Below are 14,148 nucleotides of genomic sequence, written 5' to 3' on the forward strand. Positions count from 1 at the left end.
CGATGACACCCACGTATGACCAGGTTGCGGCGTGGCGGCCAGAGACCATGTCGTCAATCGCCGCCGCCGTGCGCAGCCTCCAAGAGGGCATCGACGCCGAAGCCCCGCTCATCGGCAACCCAGTCTTGAACCTGACGACCAACCAGTGGAAGGGATTCTCTCGGACCGCGGCGGACGGCCGCGCCGAGAACGAGTCGCGGTGGCTGAAGAATGTCGGCGCCAAATTCGGGGATCTGGCCACATCATTGGAGGACTGGCCACCACAGATTCGCGGGGCCATGGACGCCCTCAAGGGACTGAAGGGAGACGCGGCCGACCAGGGCTACATGCTGCGCACCGGCGACCCCGGTTACACCGTCGATTTCGTGAAGGCGAACGCGCCGGACGGCGCCGAGTTCGACCAGGGGCTCGCCGACTCGTGGAGCAGCAGGTTGCTGGAGGCCGCCGAGTACGCAGATACCACCGTGCAGCAGGCGTCGACCGCTGTAGCCAACGTCCTCGATTCGATCAGTGCGCTCACTCCTGAGTCGATCGCCCAGAACAGTTCGACGATCGACCCGTCCAAGGCAGCCGGTGATGCGCGGGCGATCCTGAGCGGCACGGCGACAGGTGAACAACGGGCACGTTTCCAACGCGCGACGCAGCTGACGCCGGAACAGTTGGCGAAGCTGAACCGAGGCGAGAGCATCGATCTGTCGCCCGAGCAGATGAAGTATCTGCAGCTGGCGACTGGAGCTGTCGACGTCGGTAACGGTGAGATGAGCGGCATCTCCGCGTTCGACAGCTTCGGAAGTGGCCAAGGCGAGGAGTCGCTGCGCGCCGGTTTGGCCAACGGCCTGCAGGTCATCTCGAATGCGAACGTCCACAGCTCGGCAGGCAACGGCGGATTCGCGATGCTCCCTCAGACGATCAAGGATTCGGTGTCCCGGCCGGACCTGGTGACCCGAACGACCAATGGGGTCGACCTGCGCGGCGTCAAGGAGAACAGCGCGCTCGGACGACTTGTACAGGCAGGCGATTCGCGATATCAGGCCGGCGGCGAGCTCGACCGCTCGCTCACCGAAGTCGCGCGCAAATACTCCGACGCAATCGCCTGGGACGAACAGGAATCGCCGAGGGCGACCGCGGGTGACAGTTTCTTTGGCTCAGACTCGGGTCTCGGAGCCATGCCGGCGGTCTCGGCGGCGGACAGAGCCGGGGTGGAGGACATTCTGGCCGGTGTGGGCCGCGACAAGGTCGCGGTACACGAGGCATTCACCGGCGAACACGGCCAAGACTTCATCCACGATCTGATGACCGTGCAGTGGAAAGACGACGGGGCAGCTGCGGGCGCGATGTTCAGCCCCGCTGGCGCGGATGCAACAGTGGCGAACAGTGCCGATGGATATGACACGTTCCGAGCCAACCTCACCGGCGAGACCATGGAAGAAGTCGCCAAGTTCATGGCTTCAAAGGACGGCTACGCCGAACTGATGGACATGCCGTTCCAAGGATCGAACGGAGTGTCCATTGGTGAAGCCAATCCGGAGCTCACGCGGGCGCTTGCGCACTCACTGTCCCCGTATGTCCAAGAGATGGGCGGGTCCGACGACCCCGCGACGCTCGGATTCGACACGGACGGATGGGCCGACCCAGGGGAGGAAGGCCCCGGCCGATTCGAGGGATCTGAACGAGTGTTCTCGGCCATCGCCACTGACGATGAAGCGGGCAAAACACTACTCGGCCGGGCTAGCGCCGAAGTCCGCGAAGCAGCTGCTGAGTACGCCGACGACCCGAATGCGGGTGACTCCGGCTCATATCTGCGACGGGCCGGAGTACTCCAAGGACTGATCGATCAGGCGACCGACATCTCAAGTCAAGAGGTAGCCGACGATGCCTACGAGCGCGAACTGCGAGACTGGAAGATGCGCGGTTCCGCCTACGATGTTGGATCCGAGATCCTCAAACTCGGCACCAACTCGATGCCAGGCTCGGGTGCGGTGGAGCCGTTGACCAGTAGCGCCGCGCAGTCTTTGAAGGAGGCGTTGATCGGACCCGCGCCTACACCTGAGAACATCAATCCGGTACAGACTGATTACACGCGTTTGCATTTCACAATCGCTAGCCAAGTAGACGACTTAAGAAGCCAGATGGACGACGGCTTCGTGTCCGAATATGGCGGCTGGTTCGACGATCAAGGAAGCCTCAAGAGCTTCGACTGGATCAAGAGCAACTACGACGTGAACAAGCTGGACTCGGGCCTGGAGGCGATTGTGAGGCAACTGGATACGAGCAAGAACAGCAGCGTGGGTGACCTGCGCTTTGCCTATGACGAGACGAGGAAGCGTGAATAGCCTACGCCGAGCGCGTGAGGTGGGCGCACTATTGCTGGTGGCCGCTAGCGCGCTGTCCGCATGCGCCTCGGGCGAATCAGAAGACGAAGCGACAGAACCGCCTCCACCAGAACCTCCCTACTCAATAGTCTGGTCGGCAGACAACGCGGACCTGCTTACAAGCCGCTCGGCAGAGCTTGTGAGAGCGACCTACGGCGCTGCGATACTCACACAAGATGTCGGTACCATACGGTCGTTCCCCGGCTACGAAGATGCTGTCAGCGAATCACGAGGACAGATTCCGCGAACATACGCCTGGCCTCAGCCCGAGTTTCAAGGGCGGGGCGCGGTACCCGAGCTCTACCGAGCCCATATCCTCGATCTCGAATCCGACGAGGATGCAGTCCGGGCCACCGTGTGCACAGTCCGACAGCCGACAGCCGACAGCCGCTCGCCGTCCGCGGATCTAGACACAACATCGATGCGAGTCGCCCTCGACACATCCGCCGACCTCATCGAACTCCGACGAATTCCGGGTGAGGACGACGCGCTGAAGGGCCAGACTGACACACAGACCACCAAACATGACCCCGGCGGCACAAAAGTCCCGACGTGGAATGTATTCGAGGGTTGGCGAGTTAACTCCTTTACCAACCTGAGCCCCTGGGGCGAGGGCGATCCGCCGCGGCCAGACAATCCGACAGGGTGCGAAGCGTGGTGGACGCAGGTCTTCCCATCATGGGCAGTCGTCGACGACCCTAGCGAGCCAGATAGTGACTACGGCGGCTACCAAACCGACCTGATATCGCCTCCAGGTACCAACGCGTACGACGCCGCGACGCTCCCGCAGTTACCCCCCGATTATCCGGAGTGGATCGAGAACTCCGGCGAGGATGCATAGGAACGATTGCAGAGGATCGACACTGCTTGGAGTAACCGCTCGTGTTCGATCCATGAGTCGACTTCAGATCCCCAACCGCCGCGCCACATCCGCTCCCCCGACCTCCCGCACGAATTCCGGATCACCACACACCACAAGCTGATCACGCGCCCGCGAAAGCCCCACGTACAGTCGCTCTTTCGACCGATCCTTCGGCTTCGACTCGTTGAGCGCCAGCACGACGACGCGCCGCTCGAGTCCCTTGAAGCCGAGCACGTGCCCGTAGAACACCTGCTCGTCGTCCCAGAAGGTGTTCCAGTACGACTTGTTGCCGGCATCCTGCCGCTCCACCTGCTCGGGGTGACGGCTGCCGGTGGTGAGCAGCGCGATGTCCTCCGGCCGCCAGCCTTCCTCGAGCAACGGGTCGATCTGATCGTCGGCGACGTCCATGGCCTCCTCCGAAGTGCACGCGATGAACCGCACCTCCGGACCGTCGCCGCCACGCAACTGCATCCGTTGCCCGACAAGCGGACTGAACGCCGTGGCGATCTGCCGCGTGTTACGCAGATTGTGATCGAGGACGAGCGGCACCAACGGCACGGGCGGCGATCCCTGCCGGTCGAAGACGCGTTGCGACTCGTCGCTGAACACGTCGATGCTGCCACTATCGGGGTCACGCAGACAGGCCAGCATCGGTTTCCACCATTCGTCGGCGAAGTCCTGCGCTTCGTCGACGACGATCGCGTCGAAGCGGTGGCCCGGCTCCAACTTCTCCGCGAGATCGAGCATCTGGTTCGGCAGCACTCGTTCCCAGAAGTCCGCGGTCCGCTTGTTGCGCTCTTGTTCGTCGGGTCCCTCGGCGGCACCCCAGCGGATGCCGAGCTCGTGGAACTCGCCGACATAGGCCGGCTGATCGCGCCGCTTCCACGCCGAGGTGATGCGTTCGAGGTAGGAGGCCAGCCCGTGCGAGTAACAGACCAACGCCACGCGCTGGCCCGCCCGAGACAATCGCCGTGCCTGTTCGAGCGCCAGGAACGTCTTACCGCTGCCGGCGCCACCACGAATCTCCACGCGGTTCAGCTTCTCGATGGCCCCGAGGATGACCGCCTGATGCGACGTCAGGGCCTCGGCCTGGTCCTCGTTCTCGAGCGCGCGTGCGACCACGTCGCGCTGGGGCAGTCCACGCCCGCTCAGCGCGTTGCGTAGCTGTTGCATGCCGGTGGCGTCGACGACGGGCAGCTCGCCGCCCTTCTGCAGCAGCACGCTGCGCACCAGCGGCATCAGCTGGCCGAGTTGGGTGCGGTCGATGATCTTCCAGCGCGGGCAGTCCGGCAGCGAGAAGTCGGCGGGCAGTTCCGAATGCGGCAGCACCACCATGTGATCCCACCGGAGACGTCCCTGCGTCCACCGGGGATCGAGCTCGACGTACTCGCGCAGCGCGTAGCAGGCTTGACGGGCCTGGCCGACCGGATCGATCCGCTTCGGCGGCTGACCGGCCCGCGCCTGCCACCAACTGTCCTCGTCGTGCCACACCTCGCCGCCCTTGACCTCCAGACACACGATGCCGGCGCCATCGATGGCGACCAGCATGTCGATCTCGTGGTCTTTGTCGTGGTCGGTGACGCGTTGGCCGTGGATGATGAGGTCGTCGTCGAGGAGTTGCTCACGCAGGAGGTTCCAGACGGCTTCTTCGCTCGGGGAGGCGAACCTCGGTGAATCCGGGACTTCGTGGGGCACGGGGTGACGGTATCGTCTCGGTCCGACCTCAAACCGCCCAAACTCTACGAAACCCCACGTAGCGCCGCGTACGTTCGCCCCATGGACGACCATATGATCGCGGACCTGTCCGAAGCTCGAGCCAAATACCCTGATGACGACGCCGACTCGCCGTACGACGAAGTCTTCCTCGAGGTGATCGCGCGCGCCGAGCAATCCGGCGAACTCGGTAAGTCCGACATCGGTGCCCTGATGCTGTGGAAACGGCTTAACCTCAGCACCCGTTGGGCGACTGAGCTCAACCAGACACCCGACGCCAAAGTCCGTCAACTGACCCGTGACGCAATTGCACGCGCTCGCGATACGTCCTTGGCAACCGGTGAGGCGGCCGGTCAGGCGCGCACCGCGCTCTTGCACCTTCCGGGGTGCCGCAACGGCGCAGCATTCGCCTCGACGATCATTGCGGCAGGCGCACCCGACCGGATGGCGGTCTATGACCGACGAGCGGCTGCTGCTCTCGTCAGCTTCGGTCACGTCCATCCAAAGTTCAACTACAGCAAGTACATGACCAGTGTGAATGAACTGGCACACGAGATGACGGAGAAAACGGCACAGCCCTGGTCGATCCGCGACATCGACAAAGCCCTGTTCATGCATGCGGGCGTCACGGACTGATCGCGCAGGGGCGGTCGTCACCGGCAGCGCATCGACCGCCTTCGCATTCAGCGGCCGCTATAGCTTCATGGAGCAACGGAATGGCTCAACATTCAGCTGTTCGGATGACGTGTCGGCGCTGTCGCACAGTCGGTGCCGAATGCGAAGATCATCTCGTTCGTGCGGCTTGATGGTCAGGAATAACTCTGTGTTGAAGCGTTGGATCGCCGGGATTGTTCTGGCTGGCGCGGTGTCGATCGGAGCACCGGGTGTCGCACAGGCCTTCCGTTGGAGCTCAACGGTTCGGTGACTGACGCGAGCAGCGACATCGAGGTCGCGGAGTACGCCGACCGCGACTTGACGATGAACCGTCTGTCACACGATCAGGCCATCGAGTACGCCGCGGGCTACAAGACTGCCGTGCAGGCAACAAAGTCACTCAACGCCCATCTTGGCCGGTACTGTGCAGCGTCCCGGCTGATCAGTCGCGCCCTGTCTGACCAGGGATACAACAGTGCGACGATTCAGAACTTCTACTACCAATCCGGATGCATGGGCGCGCCGGCAATGACGCATCAGGGGCCGAAGTCGTAGGGCCACAGTCCCCTCACCATTCGGCAACAGGCGCATCGCCTGCCTGCCACGGATACTAGTTCGCGGCAAATCGGCACGAACTCACCTCTAGCGATCGGGGGCTTGATCGCGCGCCACCAATAGTTCCGTCTTACCGCCGACAGCATCGAGAGCACTCCGGAGACGCAGCTGAGCGTCGAGCAACCACGCGATCATCGCATCCCACTGATCGGTTCTCGACACGTCGTCAAAGGCTTGGTTGAGCAATGACACTCTCGCGGCCTTCCGTCCAGGCATAGGGTCCCACTCCGCTGGGCCTCCAAGGGCGGCTTCGAACCCATTCTTCTGTCGATGTAAGAACTCGTAGCGAGCTGCATTGACCGTCGGATCGCTCGCCTGACAATACAATTGCACCGACAATCCTGCACGAGAGAACAGCATCACGAAGACGACGTCGCTGATACCGGAGGCTGTATTGAACCACGAGGATCGGGTCGAAGTCCGGGCGTTGGTCCATGCGGGGTACTGTGACTGGATCTGCTGGCGGGCCATGTCCCAGAAGTCCCAGTAGAACCGCGCCTTTTCCGTTAATTCACTGTTGACTGCTGTCGCTGCCTTTACGCGCTTTCCCCAGTCATTGGGTTGTGCCACAAGCTTGAACGCGGGAGCTGGGATTGACTCACCAATACGGACGACCTGAATCTCGACTCCAAAAAATCTTGTATCTTCGTCAGTCCGCTCATTAAGCCAGTCCAGCGCAGCACGATGTTCAGATCGAAAGTGGCTGGCGATCCAGATGATCGTAGTCGGTTCCGTTCCGGCTGCGTACGTCAGAATCTGACCGAGATGCCCGTGATCGGACTGTTCGAGCTGGTTCTCGACGATGACGACCGAATCATTGGATTGATCGCGGCCTATGAGATCCAGGCTGAAGTCACCGACCGGGTGCTCGGCGCGGTCCAAGACGAGGTCCATGCCAAGGAGGTCGTTGAGCACATCGACGTTGCGCAGCAGCCAGGGCGTGAAGTCCAACGCTTCGTGTTTCCAGACTTCACGCGGCGCGACAACGGCGAGCCGTCCGAGCGCTTCAAAGTCACCTGCAACTTCGTCCATCAAACGCTTCCTTGATGATTTCGACCGACTGATTGCATCCCTTCATCGCCTGCTCCCACCCGACAGGCCGCATTCCAAAACCACCGTATCGAAAGCGATCAACTCTAAACAGTGGTTGCGGGTGACACGCTGAGCAGGTAACCGTGGAGACGGCGTTGGGTCGGCGCCTTCAGCAGGGCCAAGGGAGGACAAATGAAGCACCAGCCGCCCGGCGTTCTCTGCCTCGAAGGCGATTGGAACCATGAAGACCCTGTCGATCGCCAAACCATCGAACCCGCCCTAGAGATGCTCGATCGCATGGGCATTCTGCAGATCCACCACCGCAACGTCAATACGCTGCCCGAACTCTGGCGTCACCTCAACAACTGGGATTCAAATGCGCTTCGTGACTTCCGCTTCCTCTACCTCGGCTTTCACGGCGAACCCGAGTTCCTCGACATCGGCGGTGACCCGCTCGGATTGGATACGCTTGGCGCCAAACTAGAAGGACGTTGCACTGACCGTGTCATCTTCATGTCCTCCTGCGGCACTCTCGAAAGCTCTGACGATTCGTTGAATCGATTCTGCAAGAACAAGAAGACCGGTATTGACGCTATCGTCGGCTACACCGAGGACGTCGATTTCGTGGAAGCTGCTGCGTTCGAGATGATCCTTTTCAGCTACCTAACCGAAATGCCATTCGGCGCCAGGGGGCCTCGAACGCTGTTCAAGAAGGTCACCGAACAGTTTCCCGACTTCACGTACCGGCTCGGCTTTCGCGTAGCTACGAAGACTTGGGTCTCTGAAGCAGCCGAATACATACCGTGAGATCCAAATCTCGATCACATTGGGCCACAATAGTTCTGGCCTGATCAGACACATAATCACCATCACTCGCGCACAGCCATCGCAACCCCCTCACACAACGCACGAACCTCCCCCACCGTCGGCGACAACTCGTAGGCATGCTGATGGCAGGCAGCACTCAGCTGGTGCCACAGCGACGCCAATCGATCGGCAGCCTCCCGGTCGTCGAGTGCCTTCAGAATCGCCAGGCGAGATCGCATCGTCGCGCTGCCGCACGGCGCGCCGACCGCAGCGCATCTGTCATCAACGCATGCCTCCAGCGCCTGCCGCGCCACCACCGCAGCCAGTCGGGACGCGTTTCCCGACGTCGTATCGCCCAGTCCGCGTATCAACTGCTGTGCGTAGGCGAGTAGTTCGGCGGGACTCACTTTCCCTCCAAGACGTCGGCCACTGTCTTTCGCAGGTCGCCGATGTCCTCCTTCGTGATCGTGGCGCCGGCGTGAACTCCTTTGGTGGCGATGGACATCGCCGGACCGCGATAGGCGCGGTATGACTTCCAGCCCGACATGTCGGCATCTCTGGCGTCCTTGAGTGCCAGCGCCACGCACGCCGTCGCGGATTTGGCTTCAGCCCACAGCTCTTCGGATTCCTGCTGCGCCTTGCCTTCGACGTTGCGCCGGGTGAAGTAGTGCTGGCGAGCCGCTGCCTCGATCGCGAATCGGAAGAGCCCCGGGCACGCTCGCCGCTTCACCTCTTCGGGGACATTGTCATCGGCAACGATCGCGTGGGCGTCCTCGACGTAGCGGCGGGCCGGTTCCTCCGCATGCTGCACGACCAGCTGTGACCCGGACTCCCGGGTGACCTCGATGAGGTGCGCGTCGATGGATTGCTGCCGGATTGCTGACGCCAACCTGTCGTCGTGCGAGAAGACGATGACCTGCCGGGTCATGGCAAGCTCGCGCAGGACGTTGAGGAATCCGTCGATCTTTGCTGGGTCCATCGCCTGGATCGGATCGTCGAGGACGATGAACCGAAATGGACTGGCGGACGCTGTCGCTCGCGGGAGGAACAATGCGAGCGCAAGCGCATGAAGTTCGCCTTGGCTCATCACTGATAGCGCGCCGGCTGGCTTTCCGTCCACGTGCCCCCGCAACACAGCTCTGCGATGTGTACGTTTGCCTTCTAGTGCGATCGTCGAGATGTCGACATCGCTCTCCTGACGTAACTGCGACCAGATGGCCCGCGCCCCTTGTGAGATGGGCTCGAGCCGCTGCTCACGTAAAAGTTGCGCGTTGTCTTGCACCCACTTCCGTGCCGACTCGACGACCTTCAGGGTGTTGTCGGTGTCTCGGGCGCGACGTTCGAGTGCCAGCCATTCGAGCGCTTCCTCCGCGATCGGCATCCACGCGCTCTCCAGGCTTCGCACCGTCTCCGCTGCCTCCGCGCGAAGGGCTTCAAGCGCCTCGTGAAGGGGCGGGATGTGCGTCTCGATATGCGTAGGAAGGTCTTCGACGTTGTCGGGCACCGCTGAAGCCGCGGCGACCCTCTGATCGTATGCGGCCAGGGTGGACAACTCGGTCCCGTTGACTGGCGCGACGTTGCGCAGGGACCCGAGCAGAGCGCGGGCCGCTTGCTCCCGGTCGTGTACGTCGCGGCGTGCCTCGCGGTACATCGCGAGTTGCGAGTCGTCGGTGGCGATGGCCTCGCGGGCGTGTGCTTCCCACTCGCTGTCCAGTACTCCCTCGCCGCAAACCGGACAAACTGGCGAATCGCTGCCGTCAGTGTTCCGGAACTCGAGTGCCCGTTTCAACAGATCGGAACGCAGCTCGGCTGTCCGCATTGCGTCGTCGGCAAGAGTTCTTGCATTCGCCATCGCGTCCCGCAGGCTGGTGGCAATGTCGGCAGCGGTCCGACCGTCTGGCACGTCCATATCCGCGATGGTGTTGAGCGCCGCAACCGTTGCGTGCTCGGAGGAGTCGCCGCCAGATACGAGGTTTGTGATCGCTTCCAGGTCCGGAGCGTGAGGACGCAGCAGCTTTGCCAACTCGGCGGCTCGCGCGTCGTCGACTCCCGGAAGGCCCTTCTTCAGCGCAGCCTTTGCGTCCTTCGCGAGTTTGCGCGGCTGGCGACGCTCGGAGTACTCCGCGTTCAGCCGGGTCTCTGCGTCCAGGATCTCGTCAAGAGCGAGCAGTTTGTCGAGTGCGTCATACAGTTTGGACGGTTCTTGTTCGAGCAAGCCGCCGATCTCGTCGTAGCTCAGGATGGGCCGATGGACTTCGACGGCAGTCGACCAACCCAAAGCGTCGACGCCCTCCTGTCGTTTCTCGCCCTCCCGTTGGGACCAGTGCTTTGCACCGTCGAGATCGGCATCGTCCGGCCACTGCGCGCCGATCGATGTCCTAGGGCCGTTCTCGGTGGTGAAGTCGACTCGAACCTCGCACGGCTGCCCTAGGTGCAAGTTGCGCCATGCGTCGACCCACAGCTTCGCCTTGTGCTTCCAGCGGTAACTCTGCCCGGTGAGCGCGTACTCGAGCGCCTCGGCGAAGCTGGACTTCCCCGAACCGTTGCGTCCGCTGACAACCGTGATCCCCGGGTAGGGAGTGATCTGCAGCGTCGCTTGCGGGCCGATACCACGAAAGCCGGAGACACGGATCTCCCGTAGGAAGGCGCCGGCCGGCTCCTCTTCGACTGCGAGAGTCTCCGGCCGCTGATGAGTCGTCGCACCGCTGCCGAGTTGCTCAGCGAGTGCATGCTTGCTGTCGAGTGCGGCGATAACGACATACTTCGCCTCGTCGCTCAAATCGGTGTCGTCGTCCAACAGGTTCCACACCGTTTCGATCAGGGACCTACTACCGCTTGCCATTTCGGACATCCAGAACTTCCCTTCGACGACCTCACGGGACAGCATCACATAGTGCGACGACAATTTGACGCGGACTCGACAACATCGCGATCTGTCGTAGCGTCATGATCTACTCCCAAGGTGCACGATCCCCTTGCGCCCGGAATCTATGAATCAGTCGTCACGCAGCGTCTGCAGGAACGGCTCCACGAGACGGACTTGACGCCAGCGTTCGACACAGTCCCGGTGGACGACGAAGCGCATGTGTACGCCCGTCATATCGCCTCGGTGATCGCGCGTCACTTGGGCCAGGTCGACAAGGCGGACCGTCTGGGGGCGGCCAACGACATCATCGCTCGGCTCGCTGATGGCGGCCGCGACGTTGTCGCTCGGCGCGAGCTGCTGACCTCTATGTCCATGGAGAATCAGTCTCTACCGATCCGGCCGGCCACCCCGCTGTCGGAAGTCGCACTGCTGACCAACACCCGCGACGAACCGAACATGGCGGGCGAAATCGCACGCGAGCTGGCGAGCGCCGACCGTGTCGATCTCCTGTGCGCGTTCATCCGATTCGCCGGCATCGCAGTGATCGGCCGTGAGCTACGTGCGCTGCGCGAACGCGGGATTCCAGTACGGGTGATCACCACAACGTACCGCGGCGCAACCGAACGCCGCGCCATCGACGAGCTGGTGTCCAAGTACGGGGCAGACGTCCGCATCCGGTATGAGACCGCGTCGACGCGGCTGCACGCCAAAGCGTGGCTATTTCGTCGCAACTCGGGCTTCGACACCGGCTATGTCGGAAGCTCTAACCTCTCCCGCTCAGCGATGGTGGATGGACTCGAGTGGAACGTGCGGATCTCCAACGTGAGCACGCCCGCCCTCGTCCGGAAGTTCGAGGCCACCTTCGACACCTACTGGAATGACCCGGCCTTCAAGCCGTACGACCCCGCCACCGACGCCGAGCGACTCGATACCGCCCTCGCAGAAGCCGGCGGGTCGGGATCGGGGCGCGAAACCATCACTGTCTCGGGTCTCGACGTTCAGCCGTACCCGCATCAGGAACGCATCCTCGAAGCACTCTCGGTGGCACGCGAAGTCTACGACCAGCATCAAAACCTCATCGTCGCTGCGACCGGAACCGGCAAGACTGTCGTCGCAGCTCTCGACTACCGACGCCTCTGCGAAGATGCTGGCAGTGAGCTCAGCCTCTTGTTTGTGGCGCATCGCAAGGAGATTCTTGAACAGTCGCTCCGCAAGTACCGGGAGGTACTCGGCGATGGCAGCTTCGGCGAGCTCTACGTCGACGGGCGCCGCCCGCAGGCGTGGAAGCACGTCTTCGCCAGCATCCAATCCCTCAGCGGCGCCGGTGGCACATCGATCGATCCGACAGCGTTCGACATCGTGGTGGTCGACGAGTTCCACCATGCCGCCGCGTCGACGTACACATCGCTGCTCGATCGGCTCGACGCCAAGGAGCTCCTGGGACTGACCGCAACCCCGGAGCGAACGGATTCGCTCGACATCCTCCGATGGTTCGGCGGCCGGTCTACCTATGAGCTGCGGTTGTGGGATGCCCTCGAACAGGATCTGCTGTGTCCCTTCCACTACTTCGGCATCGCCGACAACACCGATCTGCGCACGATCTCCTGGTCACGCGGCGACTACAACAAGCAGGACCTCGAGAATGTCTACACCGGCAACGACGCACGAACGCGACTGATCCTCAACGGTGTTCGCGACTACGTCACTGATCCAACATCGATGCGAGCCCTCGGATTCTGCGTATCGATCGCTCACGCCGAGTACATGGCACGCGAATTCTCCCGCCAAGGAATCCCGTCGCACGCGATCTCGGCCGATACCGGTGGAACCGACCGTGCACAAGCATTCGCCGATCTACGCACCGGAGCGGTCAACTGTCTGTTCGCGGTGGACATCTTCAACGAAGGCCTCGACATTCCCGACGTTGACACCCTCCTCATGCTCCGACCCACGCAGAGCGCCACCGTCTTCCTGCAGCAGCTCGGGCGCGGACTGCGCCGCAGCACCGGCAAAGCTGTCCTGACCGTCCTCGACTTCATCGGTCATCAGCGCGCCGAGTTCAACTTCGCACCGCGGTTCACTGCGCTGACCGGTGCGCGCGGACGCCATCTCGTCGAGGAGATTGGCGACGGATTCCCGTTCCTGCCCGGCGCCAGCCGCCTGGTGCTCGATCGTCAGGCACAGGAGATCGTGCTCGAGTCGGTGAAGCAGGCACTGCCATCAAATCGACGCGCAGCCCTGGTGGCGTCGGTTCGTGAAGTGAATGCGCCAATTCTTGGCGACTACCTATCCACGACCGGTGGCGAACTGACCGACATCTACGCCGGCAGCGGTACGCGAGCGTGGACTCCCCTACTGCGCGACGCGCATCTGCCGGTCGCTGAATCTGGCCCGGACGAAGAAGCACTCGTGAAGCGCGTACGGGCACTCGCCCACGTCGACGACCACGAACGTGCATCCCTCTGGCGTCGTTTGGCGTCCACCGACGGTCCGCGCTACGCCGACCTGAGCCCGCGTGCGCAGACTCTGGCGAGGATGCTGTTCTTCACGCTGTGGTCCGACCGCGGTGGTTTCGATTCCTACGATGCGGGTTTCGACCACTTGCGGGCGCATCCCGCCGTGTGCGCCGAGATCGGGCAGATGCTGGATGTGGCAACCGAGCACATCACCCACGTGCCCCGGGCGGTGGCTGACACCGCGGACGACCTGCCTCTGCTCACGCACGCCCAATATCGACGCGAGGAAGTCCTCGCTGCGATCGGCTTCGCCAACGAAACGCGTAAGGCACGCGGTCAGGCTGGCGGGGTCACCTGGAGCGGCGACATCGGAGCGCTGTTCGTGAACCTCCATAAGGACATTCGGGAGTTCAGTCCCACGACGATGTACCGCGACTATCCCATATCGCGCACCGAGTTCCATTGGGAATCACCGCACAACACCGCCATCGACTCCGACATGGGTCAGCGCTATGTTCGGCAGCGCACCAACGGTTGCGACATTCTGCTGTTCGTCCGCGACCGACCTGACGGTGACTTCGGGGCCGCCCCGTTCGTGTATCTGGGACCGGTCGACTACATCACGCATTATGGTGAGCGGCCGATCTCGATTACCTGGCGGTTGCGCCGCGCGATGCCGATTGATGTGTTCGAGAGTGGGTCAGTCGTGGCAAGCTGAGCTGATTGTCGTGGGCGCCGTCTACGATTTCGGCATGTACGGATGGTGGCAGT

General features: G+C 62.5%; 10 protein-coding genes. 6 read left to right on the forward strand and 4 right to left on the reverse strand.

Annotated elements, in window-relative coordinates:
* The first annotated feature begins 2 nt into the window (after positions 1 to 2).
* Positions 3 to 2,333: a TPR repeat domain-containing protein gene (locus NWF22_RS09285; RefSeq protein ID WP_160904573.1), complete on the forward strand. Its 2,331-nt coding sequence runs from the start codon at positions 3 to 5 to the stop codon at positions 2,331 to 2,333.
* A 460-nt stretch (positions 2,334 to 2,793) separates the two neighbouring features.
* Positions 2,794 to 3,213, forward strand: a complete 420-nt coding sequence (locus NWF22_RS09290) for a hypothetical protein (protein ID WP_160904572.1) — start codon at positions 2,794 to 2,796, stop codon at positions 3,211 to 3,213.
* A 63-nt stretch (positions 3,214 to 3,276) separates the two neighbouring features.
* On the opposite strand, the gene NWF22_RS09295 is transcribed toward NWF22_RS09290, so the two are convergent.
* Positions 3,277 to 4,929, reverse strand: a complete 1,653-nt coding sequence (locus NWF22_RS09295) for an NERD domain-containing protein (protein WP_160904571.1) — start codon at positions 4,927 to 4,929, stop codon at positions 3,277 to 3,279.
* Positions 4,930 to 5,010: 81 nt separating this feature from the next.
* Here NWF22_RS09295 and NWF22_RS09300 point away from each other — a divergent pair, with 81 nt between their 5' ends.
* Positions 5,011 to 5,583, forward strand: a complete 573-nt coding sequence (locus tag NWF22_RS09300; RefSeq protein WP_202399124.1) for a hypothetical protein — start codon at positions 5,011 to 5,013, stop codon at positions 5,581 to 5,583.
* A 285-nt stretch (positions 5,584 to 5,868) separates the two neighbouring features.
* The gene (locus NWF22_RS09305; protein WP_160904570.1) at positions 5,869 to 6,156 is read left to right on the forward strand and encodes a hypothetical protein; all 288 of its coding nucleotides are present in this window, start codon (positions 5,869 to 5,871) and stop codon (positions 6,154 to 6,156) included.
* An 87-nt stretch (positions 6,157 to 6,243) separates the two neighbouring features.
* On the opposite strand, the gene NWF22_RS09310 is transcribed toward NWF22_RS09305, so the two are convergent.
* Positions 6,244 to 7,248: a DUF4268 domain-containing protein gene (locus tag NWF22_RS09310; protein ID WP_160904569.1), complete on the reverse strand. Its 1,005-nt coding sequence runs from the start codon at positions 7,246 to 7,248 to the stop codon at positions 6,244 to 6,246.
* Positions 7,249 to 7,440: 192 nt separating this feature from the next.
* Here NWF22_RS09310 and NWF22_RS09315 point away from each other — a divergent pair, with 192 nt between their 5' ends.
* Entirely contained in the window at positions 7,441 to 8,055 is a 615-nt protein-coding gene (locus NWF22_RS09315; protein WP_160904568.1) for a DUF6642 family protein, read from the forward strand.
* A 62-nt stretch (positions 8,056 to 8,117) separates the two neighbouring features.
* Here NWF22_RS09315 and NWF22_RS09320 read toward each other — a convergent pair whose 3' ends face one another.
* Both NWF22_RS09320 and NWF22_RS09325 read right to left on the reverse strand, forming a co-directional pair.
* Positions 8,118 to 8,462 carry a hypothetical protein gene (locus NWF22_RS09320; protein ID WP_160904567.1) on the reverse strand — a complete coding sequence of 115 codons (345 nt, stop codon included), beginning with the start codon at positions 8,460 to 8,462 and terminating at the stop codon, positions 8,118 to 8,120.
* On the reverse strand, positions 8,459 to 10,942 hold the full coding sequence (locus NWF22_RS09325; protein WP_233752092.1) for an ATP-binding protein: 2,484 nt from the start codon (positions 10,940 to 10,942) through the stop codon (positions 8,459 to 8,461). The genes NWF22_RS09320 and NWF22_RS09325 overlap by 4 nt, the downstream gene beginning before the upstream one ends.
* A 75-nt stretch (positions 10,943 to 11,017) precedes the next feature.
* Here NWF22_RS09325 and NWF22_RS09330 point away from each other — a divergent pair, with 75 nt between their 5' ends.
* The gene (locus NWF22_RS09330; RefSeq protein WP_160904566.1) at positions 11,018 to 14,095 is read left to right on the forward strand and encodes a DEAD/DEAH box helicase; all 3,078 of its coding nucleotides are present in this window, start codon (positions 11,018 to 11,020) and stop codon (positions 14,093 to 14,095) included.
* Positions 14,096 to 14,148: the final 53 nt, after the last annotated feature.

Source organism: Gordonia mangrovi (assembly GCF_024734075.1).
Taxonomy (GTDB): domain Bacteria; phylum Actinomycetota; class Actinomycetes; order Mycobacteriales; family Mycobacteriaceae; genus Gordonia; species Gordonia mangrovi.